The sequence below is a fragment of the Janthinobacterium sp. 64 genome, from assembly GCF_002813325.1.
GTDB lineage: Bacteria > Pseudomonadota > Gammaproteobacteria > Burkholderiales > Burkholderiaceae_D > Janthinobacterium.
Map to the genome: position 1 here is coordinate 2,215,927 of NZ_PHUG01000001.1, position 24,238 is coordinate 2,240,164.

At 64.9% G+C, this 24,238-nt stretch carries 22 protein-coding genes; 2 read left to right on the plus strand and 20 right to left on the minus strand.

Going from position 1 to position 24,238, the window contains the following annotated elements; genetic code table 11:
• Positions 1 to 5: 5 nt before the first annotated feature.
• From CLU91_RS09730 to CLU91_RS09750, 5 genes are read right to left on the minus strand one after another with little or no spacing between them, the layout of a single operon-like run.
• Positions 6 to 1,370 carry a sulfite reductase subunit alpha gene (locus CLU91_RS09730; protein ID WP_100873986.1) on the minus strand — a complete coding sequence of 455 codons (1,365 nt, stop codon included), beginning with the start codon at positions 1,368 to 1,370 and terminating at the stop codon, positions 6 to 8.
• Between the two features lie 12 nt (positions 1,371 to 1,382).
• Positions 1,383 to 2,423 (minus strand): FAD:protein FMN transferase, encoded by a 1,041-nt coding sequence (locus tag CLU91_RS09735; protein WP_100873987.1) that lies wholly within the window; start codon positions 2,421 to 2,423, stop codon positions 1,383 to 1,385.
• A 25-nt stretch (positions 2,424 to 2,448) separates the two neighbouring features.
• Positions 2,449 to 3,273 (minus strand): DUF4198 domain-containing protein, encoded by an 825-nt coding sequence (locus CLU91_RS09740; RefSeq protein ID WP_100873988.1) that lies wholly within the window; start codon positions 3,271 to 3,273, stop codon positions 2,449 to 2,451.
• Positions 3,274 to 3,285: 12 nt separating this feature from the next.
• On the minus strand, positions 3,286 to 3,801 hold the full coding sequence (locus tag CLU91_RS09745) for a DUF2271 domain-containing protein (protein ID WP_099666980.1): 516 nt from the start codon (positions 3,799 to 3,801) through the stop codon (positions 3,286 to 3,288).
• A 33-nt stretch (positions 3,802 to 3,834) separates the two neighbouring features.
• On the minus strand, positions 3,835 to 4,488 hold the full coding sequence (locus CLU91_RS09750) for a PepSY-associated TM helix domain-containing protein (protein ID WP_100873989.1): 654 nt from the start codon (positions 4,486 to 4,488) through the stop codon (positions 3,835 to 3,837).
• Between the two features lie 262 nt (positions 4,489 to 4,750).
• Between CLU91_RS09750 and CLU91_RS09755 the strand changes: the two genes are divergently transcribed.
• Complete coding sequence (locus CLU91_RS09755) at positions 4,751 to 5,248, plus strand: pyridoxamine 5'-phosphate oxidase family protein (RefSeq protein WP_100873990.1); 498 nt, start codon at positions 4,751 to 4,753, stop codon at positions 5,246 to 5,248.
• A gap of 108 nt (positions 5,249 to 5,356) precedes the next feature.
• Here the strand turns inward: CLU91_RS09755 and CLU91_RS09760 are convergent, their stop codons facing one another.
• The 13 genes from CLU91_RS09760 to CLU91_RS09820 form a co-directional block, all read right to left on the minus strand.
• Positions 5,357 to 5,614, minus strand: coding sequence for a hypothetical protein (locus tag CLU91_RS09760; protein WP_100873991.1), 258 nt, complete (start codon positions 5,612 to 5,614; stop codon positions 5,357 to 5,359).
• A 171-nt stretch (positions 5,615 to 5,785) separates the two neighbouring features.
• Positions 5,786 to 6,163: a KGG domain-containing protein gene (locus tag CLU91_RS09765; protein WP_100876663.1), complete on the minus strand. Its 378-nt coding sequence runs from the start codon at positions 6,161 to 6,163 to the stop codon at positions 5,786 to 5,788.
• Between the two features lie 205 nt (positions 6,164 to 6,368).
• On the minus strand, positions 6,369 to 7,058 hold the full coding sequence (gene pdeM, locus CLU91_RS09770) for a ligase-associated DNA damage response endonuclease PdeM (protein WP_100873992.1): 690 nt from the start codon (positions 7,056 to 7,058) through the stop codon (positions 6,369 to 6,371).
• Complete coding sequence (locus tag CLU91_RS09775) at positions 7,055 to 9,520, minus strand: ligase-associated DNA damage response DEXH box helicase (RefSeq protein WP_100873993.1); 2,466 nt, start codon at positions 9,518 to 9,520, stop codon at positions 7,055 to 7,057. Before CLU91_RS09775 ends, pdeM begins: the two co-directional genes overlap by 4 nt.
• Positions 9,521 to 9,527: 7 nt before the next feature.
• Positions 9,528 to 11,168, minus strand: a complete 1,641-nt coding sequence (locus tag CLU91_RS09780; RefSeq protein ID WP_100873994.1) for an ATP-dependent DNA ligase — start codon at positions 11,166 to 11,168, stop codon at positions 9,528 to 9,530.
• On the minus strand, positions 11,161 to 12,201 hold the full coding sequence (locus CLU91_RS09785; RefSeq protein WP_100873995.1) for a ligase-associated DNA damage response exonuclease: 1,041 nt from the start codon (positions 12,199 to 12,201) through the stop codon (positions 11,161 to 11,163). The genes CLU91_RS09780 and CLU91_RS09785 overlap by 8 nt, the downstream gene beginning before the upstream one ends.
• Positions 12,202 to 12,289: 88 nt before the next feature.
• Positions 12,290 to 13,960 carry a RecQ family ATP-dependent DNA helicase gene (locus CLU91_RS09790; RefSeq protein WP_100873996.1) on the minus strand — a complete coding sequence of 557 codons (1,671 nt, stop codon included), beginning with the start codon at positions 13,958 to 13,960 and terminating at the stop codon, positions 12,290 to 12,292.
• Positions 13,961 to 14,071: 111 nt separating this feature from the next.
• Complete coding sequence (locus CLU91_RS09795) at positions 14,072 to 14,470, minus strand: MAPEG family protein (RefSeq protein WP_100873997.1); 399 nt, start codon at positions 14,468 to 14,470, stop codon at positions 14,072 to 14,074.
• A 47-nt stretch (positions 14,471 to 14,517) separates the two neighbouring features.
• Positions 14,518 to 17,916: a hybrid sensor histidine kinase/response regulator gene (locus tag CLU91_RS09800; protein ID WP_100873998.1), complete on the minus strand. Its 3,399-nt coding sequence runs from the start codon at positions 17,914 to 17,916 to the stop codon at positions 14,518 to 14,520.
• Positions 17,913 to 19,037: a hybrid sensor histidine kinase/response regulator gene (locus tag CLU91_RS09805; protein ID WP_100876664.1), complete on the minus strand. Its 1,125-nt coding sequence runs from the start codon at positions 19,035 to 19,037 to the stop codon at positions 17,913 to 17,915. The genes CLU91_RS09800 and CLU91_RS09805 overlap by 4 nt, the downstream gene beginning before the upstream one ends.
• A 106-nt stretch (positions 19,038 to 19,143) precedes the next feature.
• Entirely contained in the window at positions 19,144 to 19,752 is a 609-nt protein-coding gene (locus tag CLU91_RS09810) for a chemotaxis protein CheB (protein WP_100873999.1), read from the minus strand.
• Position 19,753: 1 nt separating this feature from the next.
• On the minus strand, positions 19,754 to 20,578 hold the full coding sequence (locus tag CLU91_RS09815; protein WP_198521293.1) for a CheR family methyltransferase: 825 nt from the start codon (positions 20,576 to 20,578) through the stop codon (positions 19,754 to 19,756).
• Positions 20,579 to 20,701: 123 nt separating this feature from the next.
• Positions 20,702 to 21,688: an aldo/keto reductase gene (locus CLU91_RS09820; RefSeq protein WP_100874000.1), complete on the minus strand. Its 987-nt coding sequence runs from the start codon at positions 21,686 to 21,688 to the stop codon at positions 20,702 to 20,704.
• Between the two features lie 89 nt (positions 21,689 to 21,777).
• Here CLU91_RS09820 and CLU91_RS09825 point away from each other — a divergent pair, with 89 nt between their 5' ends.
• Complete coding sequence (locus tag CLU91_RS09825; protein ID WP_198521294.1) at positions 21,778 to 22,680, plus strand: LysR family transcriptional regulator; 903 nt, start codon at positions 21,778 to 21,780, stop codon at positions 22,678 to 22,680.
• On the opposite strand, the gene CLU91_RS09830 is transcribed toward CLU91_RS09825, so the two are convergent.
• Together CLU91_RS09830 and CLU91_RS09835 are read right to left on the minus strand one after the other, a co-directional pair.
• Positions 22,664 to 23,251 (minus strand): O-methyltransferase, encoded by a 588-nt coding sequence (locus CLU91_RS09830; protein ID WP_100874002.1) that lies wholly within the window; start codon positions 23,249 to 23,251, stop codon positions 22,664 to 22,666. The two genes, CLU91_RS09825 and CLU91_RS09830, sit on opposite strands and share 17 nt — an antisense overlap.
• A 38-nt stretch (positions 23,252 to 23,289) precedes the next feature.
• On the minus strand, positions 23,290 to 24,180 hold the full coding sequence (locus tag CLU91_RS09835; RefSeq protein ID WP_100874003.1) for a DMT family transporter: 891 nt from the start codon (positions 24,178 to 24,180) through the stop codon (positions 23,290 to 23,292).
• Between the last annotated feature and the right edge of the window lie 58 nt (positions 24,181 to 24,238).

Genomic DNA, 24,238 nt, shown 5'->3' on the forward strand with positions numbered 1-24,238 from the left:
CCGTATTAATACACGTCGCGCCGGTAGCGCCCCTCGGCCGCCAGCGCATCGAGCGCGGGCCGGCCCAGGATCTCTTGCAGCGCCTGGTCAACGCCGCCCGCCATGCCTGCCAGGCTGCCGCAAATATAGATGGCCGCGCCCTGCTCAAGCCACAGCTTGACTTCATCGGCATTGCCGCGCAGGCGGTCTTGCACGTAGGTGCGCTCCGCCTGGTCGCGCGAAAACGCCAGGTCCAGGCGCGGCAAGTCGCCGCTGGCGTGCCAGCGTTCAATTTCTTCGCGATAATGGAAATCGTGGGCCACATTGCGTTCGCCAAAGATCAGCCAGTTGCGCCGCTGACCCGCCAGCACGCGGCTTTTCAAATGTCCGCGCAAGCCGGCGATGCCGCTGCCGTTGCCGATCAAGATCAAAGGACGCTGGGCATTGTCTTCCAGGCGAAAGCGTTTGTGCTGGCGCAGGCGCAGCTGCACCACCTCGCCGACTGCGGCTTGCGCCGTGAGCCAGCCCGAGGCCAGGCCCAGGCTGCCATCGGGATGCGCATGCTGGCGCACCAGCAAATGTACGCTGCCATCGTGCGGAATCGAGGCGATCGAGTATTCGCGCGGTTGCGATGGGTCGGCCGGCGCGGCCACTTGCACCAGGTCGCCCGACTGCCAATCCGGCAAGCTGCCTGCCACGGGCGCCAGTTCCACATGATAGATGGCGCCACCGGCGCTGCCCGGATTGAGCAACTGCCGCTGCAGCAATTTCCAGTCGCCAAAGGCGGGGGCGCTCCAGTCGGGCGCATCGCTGGTGCCGGCCAGGTGGCTCAGGTGCTGGAACCATTGCTCGATGGCGGCGCTGGCGCTGCGGTCGACTTCGATGCGCTCGAACAGGCGCGAGGCGCCCTGCGTGGCCAGCCAGGCGTCGAGCGCGCGGCCGAAGCCACAGAACTGGCCATAGCTGCGGTCGCCCAGGGCCAGCACGGCGTAATGCAATTGCGGCAGCGCCAGCTCACCCGTCATCAAGCGGCCCATGAAGGCGGCCGCATTGTCGGGCGCGTCGCCTTCGCCATAGGTGCTGACCAGGAACAAGGCCCGTTCCGCTTGGTGCAGATCAAGGGCCGTGAGCTCGGCCAGAGCGCACAGGCGCACGGGGATGCCGGCCAGTTGCAGGCTTTGCGCCGTTTGCGTGGCCAGTTCCTCGGCATTACCCGTCTGGCTCGCATACGCCACCAGCCAGGGCCGGCTGTTGGCCAGCGCCGCCCTGGCGGCATCGGACGTGCGGCGTTTGGCGCGCGCGCGCAGCCAGGGTGCCAGGCACACGCCCGCATAACTGAGGGACAGGGCGGCCAGCAAGGCCAGCCGCGTCGTATCGTGCGTAAAAATCATGGAATTAATCGTTCATTCGTCGAGCATGGCCAGCATGTGGCTGCTCAGCGTTTCGTGGTAGCCGTCGCCGTCGCGCTGCACGAAGCGCGCGGCCAGGCCCTGCTCTTCCGCCAGCGCCATGCCGGCCTCGACACCAAGCACGGTCAGGGCCGTCGACCAGGCGTCGGCCGCCATGCATTGCTCATGCACGACGGTGACGGAGGCAAGTTGATTGGCGATCGGCATGCCGCTGCGCGGATCGATCGTATGGGAAAAACGCACCGTGCCGTCCTGGAAAAAACGCCGGTAGTCGCCCGAGGTCGCCACGGACAAGCCGTGCAGCGCCAGCAACATTTCCGGCGGATGCTTGGCATGATCGGCACTATCGGCCGCACCCTCGACCTGTTCCAGCATGACCCACCACGGCTGGCCGTCGGGCTTGCTGCCAGCGCCGCGCAGCTCGCCGCCCACTTCGACCAGGTAATGATGGATGCCCTGGCTGTCCAGGTAGCGGGCCAGGCGGTCCACGCCATAGCCCTTCGCCACGGCGGACAGATCGAGCTGCAAGCCGCCGGGCTGGCGCGCGCGGCGGGCCGGCAAGTCCAGCTCCAGGCGGCGGCGCTGGCGCTGCGCCAGCAGCAAGGCTACCGTCTCGTCTTTCGGCGGCAGGAAGCCCGGTTCATCGTAGCGATGGCGGGGGCCGAAGCCCCACAGGTTGACGAGGGCGCCCGCGCACGGGTCATACGCGCCACCGGACGCCCGCGACACGTGCATGGCAAAGCCCAGCACCTCGCAAAACGCGGCGGGCAGGCTGTGCCAGCTGCCCGGCTCGGCCCGGTTGAAACGCCCCAGGTCGGACTCGTCGCTCCAGTGGCTCATTTGCGCCACGACCAGGTCCAGCTGTTGCTGCAAGCCCTGCTGCAGGTCGGCGCTGCCGGCGCGTCCCGGCATAGCGGACTCGACCAGGCGCGCCGACCAGCTGGTGCCCATCGTCAGGCCGCGCAAGTCCCGGATCGCGGCGCCGGGCGGCGCGACCTGATCGGAAATATGCTGCGGCAGCAGGACCCGGCGCATCGGTGCTCTCGTGAGATGCCGCCGCTTACTGCGGCAGCACTTCCACGGTAGCCGCGTACGTCATGCGGCGCTCGGGCATCGCTGGCGGCTGGCCGGCCACGGCCGGGACGGCCGCTGGCCAGGTGCTGCTCAGGTAATACATGCCGGCTGCCGGCACCGTAAACGTGATCTCGCCCTTGGCATCCGTGCTCTGGCGGATTTCACCGAGCACGCCACGGTAGCGCACGCCGCCTGGCACCAGACTGAACGCCTGGTTCGCCGCCGGCTTGCCATCGACCAGGAAGCGCCACGTGGCTTTTTCGCCAGCGCGCAAGTCGTTCGGGTGCGTGACGGGCACGAATTCCAGGCCCACGCCCGTTGGCTTGAACACTTCCGTGCTGGTCTCGCCATTGCTGAAGAAAGTTTCCAGGCGCGCTGCCGTGCGCGTGATTTTCAGCTCCTGCGCATCGGCCGGCACTTCCTTCTTGAAGGTTTCCTCATTGCCGCGGAAACGCTTCTGCTCGCCGTTGACCTTGTAGCTGCCCATCACATTTTGCGACACGATGGCAGCCTTGTAGGTGCCCGGTTTTTCCATTTTGACGTCGAAGACGCTGCGCAGGCGGCCCGTGACCGTGTTCGCCGGCGTGACCTTGGCGCCATCCGGGCCGATCACTTGCAGAGCGTCCAGGCGCAGCGGCTGGTGGTCGATCTCGAACAGGCCGTCGGAAACGGCGGCGTCCACCGTCACCCAGGCGTCCTTGCTTTCCACCATCGTGCTCGATGGCACCATCCAGCCGCGGTGGGCGTGGGCGTGCATGGACAGGCCGGCCAGCGCCAGGACGATCAGGGACTTGTTGAAATGCTTGAACATGATGGGTGCGCCTTATGGTTTGAGTTGGACGACGACATTACCGAGTTCTTCCTTGCCTTTGGCAGGCACGGACTGGGCCGACTTCAACGGCCACTGGAACGGCACGCGCACCAGTTCGCGTCCACCCGCTTCGCGCGCCGCTTCCACGACCACCTGGTATTCGCCGGCCGGCAGCTTGTCGAGCAAGGCCTTGGCGCCGGGGAACGTCAGCGTATGTTCGCCAGGCGCGCGCGTGGCGCCGCTGACGCCGTCGACGGGCATGGCCAGGTCGCGGCCGCTCTTGCGCCACCATTGGCGCATGTCCTTCAGCCATTTTTCGCCGGCCTTGTCCTTCTTTTTCACGTCATACAGCACGGCCAGGTTGCCTACGACCTTCTGGTCCGCCGTTTCCAGCCACGCCGCCACGTAGGGACGGTGGTATTCCGCCACGTTCAATTGCGGCAGTTCAAGCTTGAGGGACAAATCGGCCGCCATCGCCGACGTACCGATCAGGGGAAGGCCAAGCGCCAGGGTGTAGCGTAATTTCATGGTGTGCCTGTAAAAAAGTAAAAGGAAAAACGATCAGTGAATAAACAGCAAGGCGATCGCGCAAGGTATCAAGATACCGAGGCCAACCATCGGCCAGGTAAATGGCCGGTTGGCCGAGTGGAACTTCAAAATCAGCAAGCCAGTCAGGCAAAACACGATGCAGGCGCCGGCAAAAATGTCGATGAACCAGCTCCAGGCCACGCCCGTGTTGCGGCCCTTGTGGACATCGTTGAGCCAGGATACCCAGCCCCGGTCCGTCAACTCATATTCGGCGGCCCCGTCTTCAAGGCCGATACGCACCCAGGCGTCACCGCCCGCCTTGGGCAGCGGCAAGTACACCTCGTCGATGCTCCATTCGGCGGGACGGCCGCCCGCATTGAGCGACCATTGCTGCTTGAGCCAGGTCTCGGCGGCGGCCGGCATGGGCGCATTCGCGCCATCGTGCTTGGCGGCATACGCGGCCAGTTGCGTGACCAACGGGGCCGGCAACGTCGCCTGCTGGCGCGTAATCGCTGGCTTGGCCTCGATCTGGCCGGCGTGGTTCAGAGTGATGCCGGTAATGGCGAACAGAAACATGCCCAGCAGGCAAAGCGCCGAGCTGATCCAGTGCCATTGATGCAAGTTCTTCAGCCAGACGGCGCGGCTGGCGTTGTTCCTGGCCTTGTCTGCGGCGCCCGCATTACCCATCAATCGCTCCCGGCAAGGAGCGGGCCAGGTGGCGCGACAAGTCAGTGTGCTTCATTCCCATCCTTCAATCAAAGTGCATGCTGATATTTTCAAACAAATGATAATGATTATCATTTATTAAGTCAATACATGGGGCGCCCCGCCGGGCCAGCGTTTTGTAACAGCTTTGAAACAAAGCTGGCCTGCTACGTAAGCTGCCGTACAGAGCCGCTTGCCGCGCCCGCCTATGCTGTTGTTCAGGACAACCATCAAAGGAGCAACCATGCAACAGTATTCCAGCGAACAACTGGCCAGCATCGCGGCCAGGATCAAGGACGTCAAATTCGGCATGCTGACCACCAGCGACGACATGCGCACGCTCACCAGCCGGCCGCTGACGCAGCAGCAGGTCGACAGCGAAGGGCACATCTGGTTTTTCGTTTCGGACGATGCCGCCTACACGCGCGACTTGCTGAACAATCCGCAAGTCAACGTCAGCTTCGTCGACACGGGCGACAGCCTGTATGTGTCCGTCTGCGGCCACGCGCAGTTGCTGAAGGACCGCGCCAAGGCGGAGGAGTTGTGGAGCCCGCTGGTGAAAGCCTGGTTCCCGGGCGGACTCGACGATCCGAAGCTGTCGCTGATCAAAGTGACGATACAGTCGGCCGAATACTGGGATAGCAGCGCCAGCAAGATGATGCAATTCTATGCCATGGCCAAGGCCGCCATCACGGGCGAGCCGCCGAAGGACCTGGGCGAACATGGACGGGTCGACCTATAGCAGCGCTTTCCTGATTTTTCCGCGCGCACGCAGGCATGGCCAGCCGGCGTGCGCGAACACGTCTGCGGCTGGCCTTGCTGGGATGATCAGACAGTCAGGAAGAAAGGCTCAGACGCCCGTACTGCCCGTGGTGTCGGGTGCATCGCCGGCACTCTGCCGGCTCTGTCCGGCGGAACCGGACTGATGATGGGGCAAGCGGTCGGCGCGCCGTACTTCGCCGATGGAAAACAGATCGTCGCCGATATCGAGGCCTTGCTCGCTATCGACCAGCACAAAGTTTTCGGCCGAATCGGCCGTGCTTTGCTTGTTGCCCGGCGTGCCGCCCTGGCTATTGCCGGGCTGCGGCGTAGTGGAGTTACCCATCATCTTCCCCCCTGATCGTGAGTGCGAGTCGGTTGCAGCTTGACTGCCGACTGGCCGTCGCCAGCGCCGCTACTTCATCATAGTCCATGCCTGCTGCATTGCATCAACATTTTGCGACTGGCCGGCGGCAATGCGCGATTCCCGCCGGCCAGACTGCTTTGCTACTGCTTGCGCTTACTTGTTGCGCGAACCGGACGAGCCCGTCCCTGAACCTGAACCGCCGCTTTGCTTGTTGCCACTGTCGCGGTTACCCTCCTGGTTCATGCCGGCGTTGTCGCGCGAACCGCTGGAGCTGGAAGCGCTTTGCCGGCTGGCATCGTTCTTGTGACTTTGACTGCCTGCGCGGCGCGCTTCTTCCGACGTGAACTCATGCGCCGTGCCCTTTTCATGCGCCGCACGTCCCCCTTCGCTGGCGATTTCGCGCTGCTGGGCAGGGTCCATGGAAGCGAAGCCACGCTTGCTGGTATCGCTTTGCTTGTTGCCGCCGCTGCCGCTACCACTGCTGCTAGTGGATTTACTACCTTGCTGTTTATTGTCGCTCGATGTGGCCATGATGCTCTCCTTGATCGATGGAATCAGAAACAATGCAAAAAACAATGCAAACCATGCAAATCTTCCCCCTCGCATGGCAAGGGAACCCTCATCTTAGTGCGCACATGGGCCACAAGAAATAGGAGGATGGCAAGAGCGCATGTAGGATGAGTCCCGCCCCTGGTGGCGTAGTTACTTTCAGTTTTCCACCAAAAGTACCAGAAACTCAGCAGTTAGCGGGCAGAGGGAAAATCGCCGCGTCGGCCGTCATGTAGACGCGCTCGCCAGCGCCTGGCCGCACCGCATGGCCGCCCGTGAAGGCGCCAAACGAGGGCAAAATGGCGCGCTCCTGCCCCAGCAGGAAGCACGGCAGGCGCAAGCCGCCCGCATGTCGTCCCGTCCCTGCTGCGCGCAAATGAAACACGGGATGCACGTGGCCGGCCAGCACATAGCCGGGCGCGGCAGTGTCCGGGTGATGGCAGAACGACAGCTTGCCCACCTGGTGCGGTTCATCGACCATGCCGATGCCCAGCGCGGCGGCCGGGTCGCCCGCATGCGCATCGTGGTTGCCGCGCACCACCGTCAGGCGCAGGCCCGGATGGCGCGCGCGCCAGGCCAGCATGGCGGCCACGGTGGCGGGCGCATGCGCGGCGCGCGCGTGCAGGAAGTCGCCGAGAAAGACGATTTCCTCGCAAGCGTAACTGGCCATCAAGGCGTCGAGCGCCAGCAGGTTTTGCGTCGTGGTGCCGCGCGGCACGGGCACGCCCAGCGCGCGGAACGCGGCCGCCTTGCCGAAATGGATGTCGGCGATGACCAGCATCTTGCGCGCCGGCCAATACACGGCCTTGTGCGCCAGCAGCCACATAATCTCGCCGGCCAGTTCCACCACGCAGTGCGCCTGCTGCTGCCCGCTCATGCGGCCGCCTTTTCCAGCGCGCTGACCAGGCGCGCCACCCGGTCCGACAGTTTTTCCGTCGTCAGCTGTTCGCGGAAACGCTCGACCATCAGGCCGAAGGCAAAGGGCGACGCGCGCTCCAGCGCTTGCAGGCTGATGCTCCTGCCATGCAACTCGCGCAAGGTGGCGCGCAGGCGCGTCAATTCCAGCTCCTGTTCCAGCACTTCGCGCTGCGCCTGCGTGAGCAGCAGATTGGTCGCATCGTGCTTGCGGAACACTTCAAAAAACAGCGAAGACGATGCCTGCAGCTGGCGCGCGCTTTTCGGCTGGCCCGGATAACCCTGGAACACCAATCCCGCGATGCGGGCGATTTCGCGGAAGCGCCGCTGCGACAGCTCCGTCGCATTCAGGCTGGCCAGCACGTCTTCGAGCAGATTGTCCGTGCTGAACAGGGCAAGATCGGCGCCGCTGGCGCCCGTCAACAACGGCGCAAAGTCGATGTCGTGCGCGCCCAGCAATTCAAAGCCGTAATCGTTGACGGCGATCGACAAGGTCGCCGGCTGAGTACGGGCAATGCGGTAGGCCAGCAGGGACGCCAGGCCCAGGTGCACCGAGCGGCCCGCAAACGGATACACGAACAAATGGTGGCCTTCGCGGCTGGAGAGGGTTTCCACCAGCAGGGTTGCGCGCGTGGGCAGGCTCGACCATGCCTGCTGGATGGCCAGCAGCGGCGCCAGCGCGCGCATTTCCGGCCCGCTGGCCTTGCCTTCCTGCGCCAGCTGCAACTGGTCCAGCACGGCATGTGCCAGTTCCGACGACAGCGGCATCTTGCCACCCTGCCAGCGCGGCACGGCGCCGCGGCTGCCTGTTGCGCGCCGCACATAGGCCGTCATCTCATGCACGCGCACAAATTCCAGGATGCGCCCGCCGAACAGAAAATGGTCGCCCGACTTCAGGCGCGCGATGAACGATTCCTCGATGCTGCCGATCCGCCCACCGCCGAGGAACTTGACCTGGATCGCCGCCTCCGACACGATGGTGCCGATGCTCATGCGGTGGCGCCGCGCCAGGGCGACGTCCGGCACGCGGTACACGCCTTCCTCGTCCGGCAGCACTCTCCGGTATTCCGGATACACGGTAAGGCTTTGCCCGCCGCGCGCAACGAAATCGAGCGCCCATTGCCACTCGTCCAGGCTCAGGTGACGATACGACCAGGCGGCGCGCACTTCCCGGTACAGCTCGGGCGAATGAAAACCGCCACCCAGCGCGATCGTCACCAGGTGCTGCACCAGCACGTCGAGCGGCTTGTCCGGCACGGGCCGCGCCTCCAGCTGGCCTTGCGCCAGGGCGGTGCGGGCAGCGGCCGCTTCCAGCAATTCCAGGCTGTTGGTGGGCACCAGGGTGACGCGCGAAATGCGTCCCGGCGCATGGCCGCTGCGTCCGGCCCGCTGTACCAGGCGCGCGATGCCTTTCGCGCTGCCCACTTGCAGCACCCGCTCGACGGGCAGGAAATCGACGCCCAGGTCCAGGCTGGACGTGCACACGACGGCTTTCAGCTCGCCCGATTTCAAGTGCTGCTCGACCCACTCGCGCACTTCGCGGTCCAGCGAACCGTGGTGCAGGGCGATCAGGCCGGCCCAGTCGGGCCGCGCATCGAGCAAATGCTGATACCACAGCTCGGCTTGCGAACGCGTGTTGGTAAACACCAGGGTGGTGGCGCTGCCTTCGATCTCGGCAATCAGCGGTTGCAGCATCTGGATGCCCAAATGCCCGCCCCAGGGAAAGCGCGTGGGGTTGGCGGGGATCAGGCTGTCGACGAGGATGCGCTTTTTGACTTTGCCTTCGACCAGCACGCCGGCGTTTTCCTCGCCCAGCAAGACGTCCTGCGCCTGCCGCAGATTGCCCAGGGTGGCCGACAGGCCCCACGTCATCAACGTGTCATTCCAGCGGCGCAAGCGGGCCAGCGCCAGCTGCACCTGCACGCCGCGCTTGCTGCCCATCAATTCGTGCCACTCGTCGACGATCACGGTTTCCAGCAGGCCGAAACGCTCCCGGGCATCCGCCTGGCTCAGCATCAGCGACAGGCTTTCCGGCGTGGTCACCAGCACCTCGGGCCAGGCTTTCGCCTGCCGCGCCCGCTGCGCGGCGCTCGTGTCGCCCGTGCGCGCCTCGATGCGCCAGCCCGGCGCTAGCTCGGCGCCAGAGGCTTGCAGCGCGCGCACGGTGTCGGCCGCCAGCGCCCGCATGGGCGTGATCCACAGCACGCGCAAGCCCTGCTTTCGTCCCTTGCGCGCCAGCCGCTCGGCGCGCAGCAAGGCGCCGAACCAGACGGCATAGGTCTTGCCCGATCCCGTGCTCGCATGCAGCAAACCGGACTGGCCCTGTGCCGCCGCACGCCAGACGGCGCGCTGGAACGGGAACACGGTCCAGCCGCGCGCGTCAATCCAGGCGTCGATGCGCTGCGCCAGCGCACTTTTGCTCATCGCTTGCTCATGTGGCCTGGACCAGCATGGCCTTCAAGGTGGCCAGGGTATCCGCATCGGCGATGGCCTTGTCTTCGCGCCGGCGCAGGATGCGGGGAAAGCGCACGGCGATGCCCGCCTTGTGCCGGCTGGACGCGGCGATGCCTTCGAAGCCGATCTCGAACACCATCGTCGGCTTGACGCTGCGCACGGGGCCGAATTTTTCTATCGTCGTCTTGCGGATGGCGGCGTCGACCTGTCCGATCTCCGCATCCGTCAAACCGGAATACGCCTTGGCGAACGGCACCAGCTTACGTTCCCCCTGCTCGCCTTCCTCGACGTCATCCCACACGGCAAACGTGTAGTCCGTGTACAGCGACGCGCGCCGGCCGTGGCCCGCCTGGGCGTAGATCAGCACGGCGTCGATGGCATACGGGGCTATCTTCCATTTCCACCACGTGCCCACGTCTTTCGTGCGGCCCACGCCATACGCGGCCGACACGGCCTTGAGCATCAAGCCTTCCACGCCGCGCGCCCGCGATTCAGCGCGGATGGCCGCCAGCGCCTCCCAGCTTGCCGCCGCTATGCGCGGCGACAGCCGCAGCGCGCGAGCATTTACCTGCGCCACGACGCTTTCCAGCAGCGCGCGGCGCTCCAGCTGAGGCAACTGGCGCACGTCCACGCCTTCGCATTCGAGCACGTCGTAGGCCACGAGCACGGCCGGCAGCCCGGCCAGCAACTTGGACGACACCGTCTTGCGGCCCATGCGTTGTTGCAGATCGGCAAACGGCGCAGGTACGTCGCCCGGCTGCCAGATAAGGATTTCGCCATCGAGCACGGTGCCCTCGGGCAAGGCCAGCTGCGCCAGTTCGGGAAAGCGCTCCGTGATCAATTCCTCGCCACGCGACCACAGCCAGTTCACGCCTTCGCGGCGCAGCAGCTGGGCGCGCATGCCGTCGTATTTCCATTCGGCCAGCCAGTCGCCAATATCACCGAGACTCTGCGGCTCCGCCTGCAAGGGATGGGCGAGAAAAAACGGATACGGCTGGCCGCCGCGCAGCGCATGTTCGCCATCGGACTGCGCGGCGATCAGTTTGAGAAAACCCGCGCCCGTGGGATTGACCTTGCCATCGGTCCAGCCCATCAAACGCTGGGCGATCAGCTTGCTGTCGACGGCGGCAATCGACGCCAGCGCGCGCGTCACCAGCAGTTTGGACACGCCCACGCGAAAGCCGCCGCCGATCAGTTTGATCAGCAGGAAGCGTTCACGCGTTTCCAGTTCATCCCAGTAAGCCAGCAAGTCGGCGCGGATGGTCTCGGGCGGCGCGCCGCGCAGCGGCGCGATGCGCTGCTCGACCCACTCGGCCAGGCCGACGTCGCTGCGCCTGCCCGGCGCGGGCAAGATCAGGGCGATGGTTTCGGCCAGGTCGCCTACGGCATGATAGGCCTCGTCGAACAGCCAGGCGTCAAGGCCCGCCCTTTCGGTCGCATACTCGCGCAGCAACCTGGTGGGCACGGCCTGGCGCGGCTTGCCGCCGGCCAGAAAATACACGGCCCAGGCTGCGTTTTCCGGCGAGGCGCCGCGAAAATACGCTTGCAGGGCCGCCAGCTTGCGGCTGGTGGAGGTCGTCTCGTCGAGTTCCGCGTACAGCCGGGCAAAGTCACGCATGGGTGACGTCCTCCGCTGCCGTGGGCGCACCGGGCGCACCGTCATCGGCCTCGTCGTCGCCATACTCCGTCTCGAAGCCGCCCGCCTGCCAGCCGTTTTGCCGCAGCCAGCGCACCATCACGGGAATCGATCCATGCGTGACGATGATGCGTTCGGCCTGCGTGGCCGTGATCGCTTGCATCAGTCCCGGCCAGTCGGCATGGTCGGACAGCACAAAACCGCGGTCCACGCCACGCCGCCGGCGCGCGCCGCGCAGCAGCATCCAGCCGCTGGCAAACGCATCGCTGTAGTCGCCGAAGCGCTTCATCCACGGCGAACCGGCAGCCGACGGCGGCGCGATCACCATCGCCGTTTTCAGTGCCGCCTTGTCCGTCACGTCGCCCGCCATCACGGTGGCGGGCAAGGCCACGCCGGACTCGCGGTACACCTGCGTCAAGGCTTGCGCCGCGCCATGGCAGATGATGGGGCCGATGGAAGGATCGAGCCCCGCGAGGATGCGCTGCGCCTTGCCGAAGGCATAGCAGAACAGCACGCTGGCGCGCCCCTCGGCCGCATTCCTGCGCCACCACTGGTTGATGTCATCATAAACTTCCTGCGGCGCCTGCCAGCGGTAGATGGGCAGGCCGAACGTCGATTCCGTAATAAACGTATCGCAACGCACAGGCTCGAACGGTGCGCACGTGGGGTCGGGCTGCAGCTTGTAGTCGCCCGAGGCCACCCACACTGTGCCGCCCACTTCCATGCGCACCTGGGCCGAACCCAGCACGTGGCCGGCCGGATGCAGCGACACGCGCACGCCATGGTGTTCGATGGTCTCGCCATACGCGAGGCCCTGGATGGACACGGCGCCCAGGCGCGCACGCAGCACCTGCTCGCCGGGCGCGGCGCACAGGTAATGCCGGTGGCCAACTCGCGCATGGTCGGCATGCGCATGCGTGATGATGGCGCGCTCGACGGGGCGCCACGGGTCGATGTAGAACTGACCCGGCACACAGTACAAGCCCTCCTTGCGCACCACCACCATGTCTGCCATGCCCTGCCCCCTGCGTTAAAAAGCGCGTTGGAATGGGGTGATTCTAGCGCGCTTGCACCAGATCACTGTTCGACAGCGCACCATGGCTTCACGCAGGGACAACGAACTCCGCCATGAAAGTACGCGTGGTGTTTTCCGGAAAGGCAATGGTGACCTGGTCGCCGGCTACCGATAGTACGGTACCGATCTGGTAGCGGGGCACGCGCACGCGGCTGCCGACGGCGATCTGGGGCGCTGGCGCGGGCGGCGGCGCTTCAGCAGGCGCTGGAGGGAACTCGTCGAGGGAGATGGGCGCGGCCAGCGCGGGCGGCGACAGGCAATTGTCGCAGGTGCAGCAGCGCTCAAAATCGTCCGCATCGCCAAAGTAATCGAGCAGCAGTTTCCAGCGGCACAGGCCGCTTTGCGCATATGCCACCATCTGCTCGAGCGCCTGTTTGTCGCGCTCCTGCTTGTCGACGTAGATCTGCGCCAGCTGCGCATACGAGGGCGACTTCGCCGAGGGCGCTTTCAGGCTGTAGCCCAGCTTGCGGTCCTGGCGCAGCAGCTTGCCGTCTTTTAACAATTTCAGGCAGACCTTCAGGTGGCCGTCGGAAAACTCGGGCAGGCTGGACGCCAGCGCAGCGAACGCAAACGTGGCCGGAAATGTTTGCGCTGCGGCCACGATGGCCGCCAGTTCTTCCGCCGTGGGATAGTGCTTGGCCAGAAAGAATTGCTGCACCCGCTTGTCTTCCTGAAAGTACAGCAAGGTACAGTCGGCGGGCAAGCCGTCGCGCCCTGCCCGGCCCGATTCCTGGTAGTACGCTTCCAGGTTAGCCGGCACCTGCAAGTGGATGACGAAGCGCGTGTCGGGCTTGTCGATGCCCATGCCGAAGGCGTTGGTGGCGACCATGATGCGGCGTTCGCCATTCATGAACAAATCCTGCTTGTGCTTGCGCTCGCGCGCCGCCAGCTTGCCGTGGTAGCACGTGACGCTCTCGCCCAATTCCTCCAGCCGCGCCGCCAGATCTTCGACGGCCTTGACGGTGGCCGCATACACGATGCCCACGCCGGCCGTCTCGCGCAGCAGGCGCAGAACTTCGTCCTGTTTTTCCGCGGCATTCGTGACCTGGATCACGCGGTAGCGCAAATTGGCGCGGTAGATGCCGGTATTGATGACTTGCAGCTTGCGCGCTTCCAGCTGCGCGTCGATATCGGCTATCACTTCCCCGGTGGCCGTGGCCGTCAGCGCCAGCACGGGCGGACGGCCCAGCACGCGCAGGGCGGCCGCTATCTCCAGGTAGGCGGGACGGAAATCGTGGCCCCACTGGGAAATGCAATGGGCTTCATCGATGACGACCAGGCTGGGCGGCGCACTGGCCAGCAGGGACAGAAAATCGGGGCTGGCCAGGCGTTCCGGCGTGCAAAAGATGATGAGCCTGCCGCCCTGGCCGATGCGGGCGATGGCCTCGTCCTCTTCCGCGCGCGACAGGCTGCTGTTGAGCTGCACTGCCGTGATGCCCAGTGCATGCAGCTTTTCCAGCTGGTCTTTCATCAGCGAGATCAGCGGCGAGACGACCAAAGTGGCACTTGGCAACAGCGCGGCGGGCAACTGGTAGCACAGCGACTTGCCGCTGCCGGTGGGCATGATGGCCAGGGTATCGCGCCCGGCCAGCACGCTGTCGATGACTTCCTGCTGGCCCGTGCGCAGCCGTGCCACGCCAAAGACCGAGCGCAGCAGGCGCTGGATGTGTCGACCAGATTGGTACACTGAAGCATGCATGATTACCGTCCCGAAAGTAGCACTGCCGGCGCCCCAGCGCCAGCGTAGAACTACTTTACGGAAGGGCCTGGCGCGCCGCCATAGGACGGGCGCCACAGCTGACGTAGGAATTCAGGAAGCAAACAGGATGGCCCAGAACAGCATCAGCAAGCCGGCTATCGACACGCACCACACGAGCGTGCGCACGACGGGCACGCCAAACGCGTACAGCGGTAAATACAGCACGCGCGCGGCCAGGTACAGGGCCGTGCCGTACAGGGTCAGTGCGCTTTCCTGCGCCGTCACGTGGACGATCAGCACGGCGGCGGCGAACAGGGGCAGGGTTTCAAACAGGTTCGCCTGGGCCCGCTGCAAGCGGCCCGTGATCTTGCCCACGGGCGGCCCGTCGCCATCGCGCGCGCTCACGTTATAGGCCGTACCCGTTTCGCGCGTGCGGAACAGCGCGGGCAGCAGGATGTGCACCAGCGCCAGCACCAAAGTACAGCCCAGCATGGTCAATTCAGGAGTCATCTTTACCTCTGCGGATGGGATAGGCAAGCCGTGCCGGCGCGTGCCCGTCAGGGTTGGTCGAGTGCTGCTTGCAACTCTGTCAAATCATAGGGCTTGCGCAAGACACTGGCGGAAAAGCCCAGTTCATCCATCGATTCCTTGCCATAGCCCGTGGAAAAGATGATGCGCATGTCCGGTTTCTCGCGCAGCACCATGCGTGCCAGCGCGATGCCAGACATGCCGGGCAGGCTGACATCGGTAAACAAAATATCGAAGTCTTGCTCATTGAGCAATTTCCACGCCGCCTCGCCATCGGACACGCCGCTGACCGTGTGGCCCAGCATGCCCACCAGTTCGCATACCATCAGCTGGGAATCGAGATTATCTTCCACTACGAGTATCTTCATCGATGTCGGCATGTCACCCTGCGGTGTTGGCGCATGGCCCGTCAAGTCCAGCCCCGGCGTACCGCTCGCCAGTATGCTGGCCGCCATGGTGCCGCTTGCCGGAGCGCCAGCCACCGGCGCGCCGGACCGCTCAAACTGGCGCGCGCGCATTTGCTGCTGGCGGTTGGCCAGCACATGGCGCAGCTTGCGCGCCAGCTCTTCGCGCCGGTACGGCTTGCTGAGCAATTCCACTCCCGCGTCGAGCCTGCCCTCGTGCACGATCACATCCTGCGCGTAGCCCGACGTAAACAAGACGGCGATATCGGGCTGCAATTCGCGCGCCTGGCGCGCCATCTCCGTGCTGCTGACGGGGCCTGGCATGATCACGTCCGTAAACAGCAAGTCGATCTGCGCGCCACTGTGCAGCACGGCGAGCGCGCTTTCGCCATCTTCGGCTTTCAGCACCGTATAGCCGAGCGCGCCGAGCATATCAACCACGGTGGTGCGCACGCCCACGTCGTCTTCCACCACCAGCACGGTTTCCGTGCCGCCCGTGACGACGCCGCTCAATTCCAGTTCCTCGTCCGCTTCGGCCATCAGGGAACGGGGCAAATAGATTTTGACTCCCGTGCCCACGCCAGGTTCACTGTAAATGCGGATATGGCCGCGGCTTTGCGTGACGAAACCATACGCCATCGACAGGCCCAGGCCCGTGCCCGCGCCTTCCGGCTTCGTCGTGAAAAACGGCTCGAACGCGCGCTGCAGCACGGGGCCGCTCATGCCGCGGCCCGTGTCCGTCACCGACAGCATCACGTACTGGCCCGCCGGCACGTCGACCAGATTATGCACATACTGCTCGTCGAGCACGACATTGCCCAGTTCGATGGTCAGCTTGCCCACGCCATCCATGGCGTCGCGCGCATTGATGGCCAGATTGAGAATGACGTTCTCGATCTGGCTGCGGTCGACCAGGGTATTCCACAGCCCGCCGCCGCCCACCAGCACGATGTCGATCGCTTCGCCCAGAGCGCGCCGCAGCAGCGCATCCATGTTGCGCACCACGCGCGCCAGGTCGGCCACTACCGGTTGCAGCGGCTGGCGCCGCGCAAACGCCAGCAGATGCGACGACAACTTGGCACCCCGCTCGACGGCGGCAATCGCCGTGTCCAGGCGCTGGCGCATCAAGCCATCCGTGCCCGCCAGATGATGCAACAAATGCAAATTACCGGAAATGATTTGCAGCACATTATTAAAATCGTGCGCGATCCCCCCTGTCAGCTGGCCCACGGCTTCCATCTTTTGCGCCTGGCGCAAGGCGTCTTCGGCCTTGGTGCGCTCACCGACTTCCTGTTCGACACGGTGTTCCAGCGTTTCGTTCAATTCATGCAGCGCTTTTTCCACGCGGCGCCGGTCCGTGATGTCCGTCTTGACGGCGATCAGGGAACGCGTATGACCCTGCTCATCGACCAGGCGGCTGACATTGCTCGACACCCACACTTGCGAGCCATCGGGTTTCAGGTAGCGCTTTTCCAGCGAGAACGACTCGCCCGTTTCCACCAGGCGCCGGAACAGTACGCTGTTGCCGGGCACATCCGCCGGATGCATGATGTCGTTCATGTTTAGGCTCAGCAGCTCTTCGGCCGAGCGGCCCAGCATGCAGCACAGGGCCCCGTTGACCCTCTGGAAACGGCCATCGAGGCCCAGCTCGGACAAGCCCACGGAGGCCTGGCCGAAAATGGCCGCCATGCGTTCCTGGCTGGCGTTCAGTTCATCCTCGATCTGGCGCCGCTCCGTCACGTCGAACGACACGCCCACGTAACGGCGCTGGCCCGGCACGCGGCCGGCCACCACCTCGCCCTGGCGCGCGATCCAGCGCAGCGCGCCGTCGGCAGGACGGCGGATGCGGTATTCCACGTATTCGAGGGGATTGGGCGTCAGGTCCAGCTTGCTCGGTCCGACCTTTTGCTGGTCGCGCGCATCGACCAGGCTCACCAGCAGGCGTTCCGTCACCTCCACCTCGTCGGCAATGCCCCACAGGCGGCGGAAGGTGGGCGACACCAGCATCGCGCCCGTCTCGGGGAACCATTCGAAGGTGCCGATACCGCCCGCCTGCTGGGCCAGGCGCAAACGCTCCTCGCCGTCCATGCGCTCGGTGACGTCGATGCCTTCGACGAGGATGCCCGTGACCACGCCCTCGTCATCCTTGATGGGCTGGTACACGAAATCGATCTGGCGCAGGCCCGTCTGCCCATCCGCCGTCTGCAAATCCACCTTCATCTGGCGCCCTTCGAAGGGCTCGCCCGTGCGGTAGACCTGGTCGAGCAATGCGATGAAGCCTTGCTCCTTGACTTCAGGCAAGGCCGCTTCGACTGTCTTGCCCAGCATATCGCGGTGCCCCACCAGGCGCAGATAATGCTCATTGGCCAGTTCGAACACGTGCTGCGGACCACGCAGCATGGCCATGAAGCTCGGTGCCTGCTGGAACAGGGCGCGCAGCAGCGCGCGCTCCTCGCCCAGGCGGCGGTTGGCCGCGCGCACGGCCTCGCTCTCGGCCTGCAAGGTGGTGTTGAGTTCACCCAGCTCAGCCGTGGCCAGCTTCAGCTGGCGCCCCTCTTCCATGCGCGCCGTCAATTCCAGCGCCGTGCACAACACGCCATCGACCTGGCCGTCGGCGCCATGCACGGGCGCATAAAACAGGTCGAAGCAAACATCCGTCGGTTTTCCATCACGCAACAGCGGCAAACAGCACTCGCGGTGTACCTGCGTTTCGCCGCGCAGTCCCGCTTCGAGGATGCGCGCGTTCCAGTCCCAGATTTCGGGCCAGACGGCGGGCACCGTGCCGCCCAGCGCCGCCGGATGGCGCGCCCCGGCGATCTGGATGTAATCGTCGTTGTAAATCATGACGTGCTGCGGACCCCACATCAGCACCATCGCCATCGGCGAATGGAGCATGATGTCGACACTGGTACGCAAATGGGCGGGCCAGCCTTCGAGTGCGCCCAGGCTGGTGGCGGACCAGTCGCGCTGGCGCACCAGTTCGCCCATGCTGCCGCCGCCGCGCGGCCAGGCTGGCGCGCTCATGTGGCCAGTCCCGCTTGCACGCGCACCTGGCACTGGCGCGGGATGCGCACCGTCACCAGCGTGCCCTGCGTGGCCGTGGAACTGAGCTCGACCGTACCGCCGTGGGCCTTGACGAACATGTTCACCGTGTACAGCCCCAGCCCCAGCCCCTGACCCGTCCGGCGCTTCTCGCCCGCTTGCTGAAACGGCTCGAACAGGGTCGGCAGCAAGGCGGCAGGAATCACGCCACGATTGGCAATGCGCAACGCAATGCAGTCGGCGGCGCGTCCGTCCAGGGCCAGTTGCACGGGCGTGCCCGCCTCGCCATGCGTGAGGGCATTGCTTAACAGATTCGAGATGACTTGCGACAGCAAGCCCGCATCGCATTGCCCGTGCAGCTCGCCGACACTGCTGACTTCGACCAGCGGGACCTGGCCGGCCGTCTCGAATTCCTCGACGATGGCGCGCACCAGCGCCAGGTAGTCGTGCGTGCTGCTGCGCAACTCCATCGTGCCGGAACGGATGCGCGCCAGGTCCAGCAACTGGTCGACCATGCGCGCCATGCGCTTGGCGCTGCTTTCGATGCGCTGCGCCGTGACGATCACCTTCGGGTGGTCGCTCATCATCGGCAACAGCATGGCGCCGTTCATCACCACCGACAGGGGCGTGCGCAAGTCGTGGCCCAGCACGGCCGTGAACAGTTCATTGAGGTGCAGCGCGTGCTTGAGCTCGTCGAGCTGGGCCGACAATTCGCGCTTTTGCTGGTACAGCTGCACCAGCACCGCCACCTTGCTTTGCAAGGCTTTCACGTCGATGGGCTTGTAGAGGAAATCGACGGCGCCCGCCTCGTAGCCACGGAAGCTGTAGCTCGGTTCGCGCGACGCGGCCGTGAGGAAAATCAAGGGGATGCCGCGCGTGCGTTCGCTGCCGCGTATCAGTTCGGCCAATTCAAAACCGTCCATCTGCGGCATTTGCACGTCGATCAGGGCCAGGGCGACTTCATGCGTCAACAGCAATTCCAGCGCTTGCGCGCCCGAACTTGCTTTCAGGATCACAATACCGGGCCGCGCCAGCACGGCTTCGGCGGCGACCAGGTTTTGCGCGATGTCGTCAACGACGAGGATATGGATAGGAGCGGTCACGGAATCATCTTCAGGCATCGCAACGGCAAGATGCCATCGTGTTTCGATATGAACATCAACATTGTTTCAATTCTCACATATATTACACGCACTGCCCCACTCCCATTCACTTGTGTTCGTCAGCGCCCAGCAATGCCAGGCTGGCTGCCATCTGCGGCAAATCGAGCACGCGGTCGGCGCCGGCCCGCTTGAGCGCGGCGGCCGGCATGATGCCACAACTGGCCCGTTGCGGATCTTGCACCCAGGCGCTGCCGCCCAGTTGCCGCACGCGCGCCAGGCCCGCCGCGCCATCGGCCGAAGCGCCCGTCAGGATGATGGCCAGCATGGCGCGCCGGTAAGCCAGGGCTGCCGTTTCCAGCAGGACATCGATGGACGGGCGCGAAAAATACACGGGTTCTTCCTGCGACAGGGAAAAACAGCCATCGGGTTCGACTTGCAGGTGGTAGTCGGGCGGCGCGAAATACACGGTGCCACCTTGCAGCGGTTCCTTGTCCTGCGCTTCGCGCAAGGGCAGCGCGCAGCGCGCCGCATACAGCTGCGGCAAACGGCTGGAACGGCCCGGCGCCAGATGCAGCACCACCACCACGCTTGCGCCGCAGGTGTCGGGCAAGGCGCGCAGCACGGTGCCCAGCGCTTCCACGCCGCCGGCCGAGGCGCCGATGGCGATCAGGCGCAGGCCAAGGGGCGGCGGCGCCACGTCGCAGGTCGGCAGCATGTCAGGCACGCTGGAAGATTTTTTCAGCCGGGCACAGCTCATTGAAGCTGGCGCAGTGGCGGCTGAAATGCAGGCTTTCCTTCATGCCCAGGCCCAGGAAGCCCCGGTTCACCAGCGCTTCGTGGAACAGTCCCAGGCTGCGATCTTGCAAGTCTTTATTGAAGTAAATCATGACGTTACGGCAGGAAACCATGTGCACCTCCGAAAACACGCTGTCCGTCGCCAGGCTATGGTCGGCGAAGACGAACTGGCGCCGCAGGCGCCGGTCAAAGATGGCGCCCTTGTAGGCGGCCGTGTAATAGTCGGACAGCGAACGCTTGCCGCCCGCCAGCTGGTAGTTTTCGCTGAACTGGGCGATGCGCTCGACTGAATAGATGCCCGCTTCGGCAGCGGCCAGCGCCTCGACATTGATGTCGGTCGCATAAATCATGCTGCGCTCCAGCAAGCCTTCCTCTTCCAGCAAGATGGCCAGCGACCACACCTCTTCGCCGCTGCTGCAACCGGCCACCCAGATCTTGATGGAGGGATAGGTGTGCAGAACGGGCACGACTTTTTCGCGCAAGGCGCGGAAGTAGGCGGGGTCGCGGAACATCTCGCTCACCTGCACCGTGAAAAACTGCAGCATCTGCGCGAACATGGCGGGCTCGTGCAAGATGCGGTCCTGCAGTTGCGACAGGCTGGCGCAGCCGAAGCGCTCCATGGCCTGGCGCATGCGCCGGCGCAGCGACGCCACGGAATAATCGCGGAAATCGTGCTGATAGCGCAGCAGTATTCCCTCAAGCAATAACTTCAGTTCTATATCGAAAATATCGTCATCTAACAACATCCACCTCATCGGATACCTGACCGTTAAACACGGTACAACCTGCCAAATGCTAGCAGATCACCGGCAATTATCGCGCAGAGAAAGTGTCAGTTAGGTACGCTGGCGTACGCTCGCGCGTTTTTTTCACGCATCCACGCCCTTCATGCCCTCGTCCGTATAACGCGCCCCCGCCGCCATGCCCAAGGGAAAGGCCGCATTCATCGCCGCCAGTTCCGCCCCGTCCAGCTGCACGGCCAGCGCGCCGAGGTTGTCGTGCAAATACGCGATGCGCTTGGTGCCGGGAATGGGGATGATGTCGTCGCCTTGCGCCAGCAGCCAGGCCAGCGCCAGCTGGGCCGGCGTGCAGCCTTTTGCGCGCGCCAGGTCCCGCACTTGCGCGACGATGGCCTGGTTGCGCGCCAGGTTGTCGGCCGCGAAGCGGGGATTGAAGTGGCGGAAATCGCCCGCATCGAGACTGGCCGCATCGGCGATGGCGCCCGTCAGGAAACCGCGCCCCAGCGGGCTGTAGGCAAAGAAACTGGCGCCCACGTCGCGGCAGGCGGCCAGCACGCCCTGCTCCGGCTCGCGCGTCCATAGCGAATATTCGCTCTGCACGGCCGCCACGGGGCAGATGGCCGCCGCGCGCCGCAAGGTAGCGGCGCTCACTTCGCACAGGCCCACGGCGCGAATTTTTCCTTCTTGCCGCAGTTGCGCCAGCGCCCCCATCGACTCTTCCAGTGGCGTGTCCAGGTTCAGCCGGTGCAGGTAAAACAGGTCGATGCTTTCCACGCCCAGGCGCGCCAGCGACGCGTCGCACGCCTGGCGGATGTAGGCGGGGGAATTGTCGACGCGGCGCGCATAGCTGCCCGCCTCGCGCGCCAGGCCGCACTTGGTGGCGACCAGGGCCAGGCCCCTGTGGCGCGCCAGGAAACGGCCCAGCAATTGCTCGTTGTGGCCAAAGCCGTAGGCGTCGGCCGTGTCGAACAGGGTCACGCCCGCCGCCAGGGCAGCTTCCAGCGTGGCCAGCGATTGCGCCTCGTCCGTGGCGCCATAAAATTCCGACATGCCCATGCAGCCCAGGCCCAGTGCCGAGCTGGTCAGGCCGCTATGGCCGATGCGTCGTTGTTGCATGCTGCTCTCCTCAGTTGTTAACGCGATGGAGCCAGTCTGGACCGAGCAGCCAGGCAAGGGAATGCCCGATTTCGTGATACCTTTATGGTATGAGAGCCCTTGACACCCACGCCTTGACCCTGTTTTGCGCCGTCGCCCGCTGCCTGAATTTCCGCCAGGCGGCGGAGCAATTGCACATGACCCAGCCGCCCTTGTCGCGCGCCATCAAGACGCTGGAAGACAAGCTGGGTACACGATTGTTCGAACGCGACACGCAAGGCGTGGCCCTGACGCAGGCGGGCCGCACCTTGCTGCCGCAGGCGCTGCACATTCTCGATTTGCTGGAGATGGCACAGCAATCGCTGCGGCAAGACAGCGCGCCCGCGCGCCTGCGCCTGGGCCTGACGAGCTCCGTGGCGGCCGGCCTGTTCCGTCCGCTGCTCGCGGCGCTGGAAACGCAACTGGGCAAGGTCCGCCTGGAACTGACGGCGGCACCGTCGCCGCGCCTGGTGGCTAGCGTGCGCAAGGGCCAGCTCGATGCGGCCCTGCTCGCGCTACCCAGCGCCACGTTCGAACTGGCCGTGCAGCCGCTGGCGCGCCAGCCCATGATGCTGGCCCTGCCCGCAGGCCACCGGCTGGCGAAAAAGCGCAAGCTCAGCCTGGCCGACATTTCGATGGAATCCGTCTACTGGTTCGAACGGGCACGCCAGCCCGCCTTCTTCGACCATTGCCAGCAAGTGTTTCGCCGGCATGGCTTCGCGCCGCATTTCCTGCGTGAAGCGGTGGACCACCACGTGCTGCTCGGCGATGTGGCGGCCGGCAAGGGCATGGCCCTGCTGGCCGACTCGTTCCGCGCGCTGCGCATGGATGGCGTGGTCTACCGGCCCTTGCTGGAAGGTGAAGAACTGGCTGCCGGCATCGGCCTGGCCTGGCAGACCGATGCGGGCCATGCGGCCCTGCCCCTGCTGCGCCAGCTGGCGCAAGAACATCTGAGCATCAGTTGCCGGCCTTGACGGCGATGAATTCGCCCTTGCCGACGGTGGCCAGGCACGTCGTGTAGCGGCTGTCGGCGCGGATGGCTTCGATAAAGCCGGCCATATCCGCGTAGTGCGAACTGGCGTTGTCAACCACCAGCACGCCGCCGGCCGCCAGAGCGCGGTCCAGCTGCGGCCACCATAGGGCGTATTGCTGGCGCGCGGAATCGAGGAAGATGACATCGTAGGCGCCGTCCGCCGCATCGCGCAGCACGTCGCCCGCGTCCGCCAGCAGCTGGCCTATCACCCCTTGCAATTGCGCGCGCACGAAGTTGGCGTGCGCCATGTCGAACTTGTCCTGCGCCTTTTCCACCGTCACCACCTTGCCGCCCAGCGCCTGCACGGCGCGCGCCAGCCACAGGGTGGAATAGCCGTTCGAGGTGCCGATTTCCAGCACCCGCCGCGCGCCGCGCGCGTGCACCAGCATGGCCAGCAATTCGCCCGTGTCGCGCGTGATGTTGAGCATGCGGCTGGCGCGCTCCGTCTGCGCCGCGTCATTGGTGTTGCCGAATGCTTCCAGTTCACTCAACAAAGTATCGATGTCAGGCATGGCGGCTCCTTATCCAAAGCGCCAGCATAGCAAAAATACTACGCTTGCGCGCGCCTCAACGGGCGTTTCAGGGTTTGCACCATCAGCACGCCCAGCAAGGTCACGCCGCCGCCGATCACATCGTAGCTGTGCAAGGTTTCACCGAGGAACAGCATGGCGATGATCACCGTAAACACGGGCAGCAGATTCATCAAGGTCGTCGCGCGGCTCGGGCCCAGCTTGGCCAGGCCATGCATCCACAAGAACGGCGCGATGATCGAGGCGGGAATGCCGGCAAACAGCACCAGCGGCAAGCCGGCGCTGGTGACGGGCGGCGCGGACTGGCTCAGGTAGTACACGAACAGCACGGGCACGGCGCACCAGACCTGGATCAGCAAGGAATGCCAGTTATTCATGGGAATCTTCCAGCGCTTGAGCAGCACGCCGTAACCCGCATACGACAGGCAAGCCAGCAGCATCAGCGCGTCGCCCACGGCCGCGCCATGGGCCAGCAGGGCGGCCGGGTCGCCATGGCTGAGCAGATAGCCGAGTCCCAGCAAGGACACGATACCGCCAAACACGCCGCCCACCGTCGGCGCCTCACCCAGCAGCAGCACGGACAGGCCCACGGCCAGCAGCGGCATCATCGACGCCAGAATGCCCATGTTCGTCGCCGTCGTCGTTTGCGCGGCGATGTAGGCCAGGCATTGATACATGACCATGCCCAGCATGCCCAGCACAAACAGTTTGCCCAGATACGGTTTCACCACGGACCGCTGCTTCCATACAGGGCGGGCAAACACGAGCGCCAGCAGCACGCCGGCCAGCAGCCAGCGGTAGAACGAGATGGCGGCCGGGTCGATCACGCCGACAGCCATCTTGCTGACGATGGTATTGATGGCCCAGATCAGCACGGCGATCACGGGAAACAGATAATGCTTGGCTTTCATGCAAGTAACTCCAGTATTCAAGACTGCCATTTTCGCACGGTCCGATTCCATGGATATA

Coding starts and splice junctions, on each gene's coding strand:
- CLU91_RS09730 (WP_100873986.1), bottom strand. CDS start 1,370: ATGATTTTTACGCACGATACGACGCGGCTGGCCTTGCTGGCCGCCCTG.
- CLU91_RS09735 (WP_100873987.1), bottom strand. CDS start 2,423: ATGCGCCGGGTCCTGCTGCCGCAGCATATTTCCGATCAGGTCGCGCCG.
- CLU91_RS09740 (WP_100873988.1), bottom strand. CDS start 3,273: ATGTTCAAGCATTTCAACAAGTCCCTGATCGTCCTGGCGCTGGCCGGC.
- CLU91_RS09745 (WP_099666980.1), bottom strand. CDS start 3,801: ATGAAATTACGCTACACCCTGGCGCTTGGCCTTCCCCTGATCGGTACG.
- CLU91_RS09750 (WP_100873989.1), bottom strand. CDS start 4,488: ATGGGTAATGCGGGCGCCGCAGACAAGGCCAGGAACAACGCCAGCCGC.
- CLU91_RS09755 (WP_100873990.1), top strand. CDS start 4,751: ATGCAACAGTATTCCAGCGAACAACTGGCCAGCATCGCGGCCAGGATC.
- CLU91_RS09760 (WP_100873991.1), bottom strand. CDS start 5,614: ATGATGGGTAACTCCACTACGCCGCAGCCCGGCAATAGCCAGGGCGGC.
- CLU91_RS09765 (WP_100876663.1), bottom strand. CDS start 6,163: ATGGCCACATCGAGCGACAATAAACAGCAAGGTAGTAAATCCACTAGC.
- pdeM (WP_100873992.1), bottom strand. CDS start 7,058: ATGAGCGGGCAGCAGCAGGCGCACTGCGTGGTGGAACTGGCCGGCGAG.
- CLU91_RS09775 (WP_100873993.1), bottom strand. CDS start 9,520: ATGAGCAAAAGTGCGCTGGCGCAGCGCATCGACGCCTGGATTGACGCG.
- CLU91_RS09780 (WP_100873994.1), bottom strand. CDS start 11,168: ATGCGTGACTTTGCCCGGCTGTACGCGGAACTCGACGAGACGACCTCC.
- CLU91_RS09785 (WP_100873995.1), bottom strand. CDS start 12,201: ATGGCAGACATGGTGGTGGTGCGCAAGGAGGGCTTGTACTGTGTGCCG.
- CLU91_RS09790 (WP_100873996.1), bottom strand. CDS start 13,960: ATGCATGCTTCAGTGTACCAATCTGGTCGACACATCCAGCGCCTGCTG.
- CLU91_RS09795 (WP_100873997.1), bottom strand. CDS start 14,470: ATGACTCCTGAATTGACCATGCTGGGCTGTACTTTGGTGCTGGCGCTG.
- CLU91_RS09800 (WP_100873998.1), bottom strand. CDS start 17,916: ATGAGCGCGCCAGCCTGGCCGCGCGGCGGCGGCAGCATGGGCGAACTG.
- CLU91_RS09810 (WP_100873999.1), bottom strand. CDS start 19,752: ATGCTGCCGACCTGCGACGTGGCGCCGCCGCCCCTTGGCCTGCGCCTG.
- CLU91_RS09815 (WP_198521293.1), bottom strand. CDS start 20,578: ATGTTGTTAGATGACGATATTTTCGATATAGAACTGAAGTTATTGCTT.
- CLU91_RS09820 (WP_100874000.1), bottom strand. CDS start 21,688: ATGCAACAACGACGCATCGGCCATAGCGGCCTGACCAGCTCGGCACTG.
- CLU91_RS09825 (WP_198521294.1), top strand. CDS start 21,778: ATGAGAGCCCTTGACACCCACGCCTTGACCCTGTTTTGCGCCGTCGCC.
- CLU91_RS09830 (WP_100874002.1), bottom strand. CDS start 23,251: ATGCCTGACATCGATACTTTGTTGAGTGAACTGGAAGCATTCGGCAAC.
- CLU91_RS09835 (WP_100874003.1), bottom strand. CDS start 24,180: ATGAAAGCCAAGCATTATCTGTTTCCCGTGATCGCCGTGCTGATCTGG.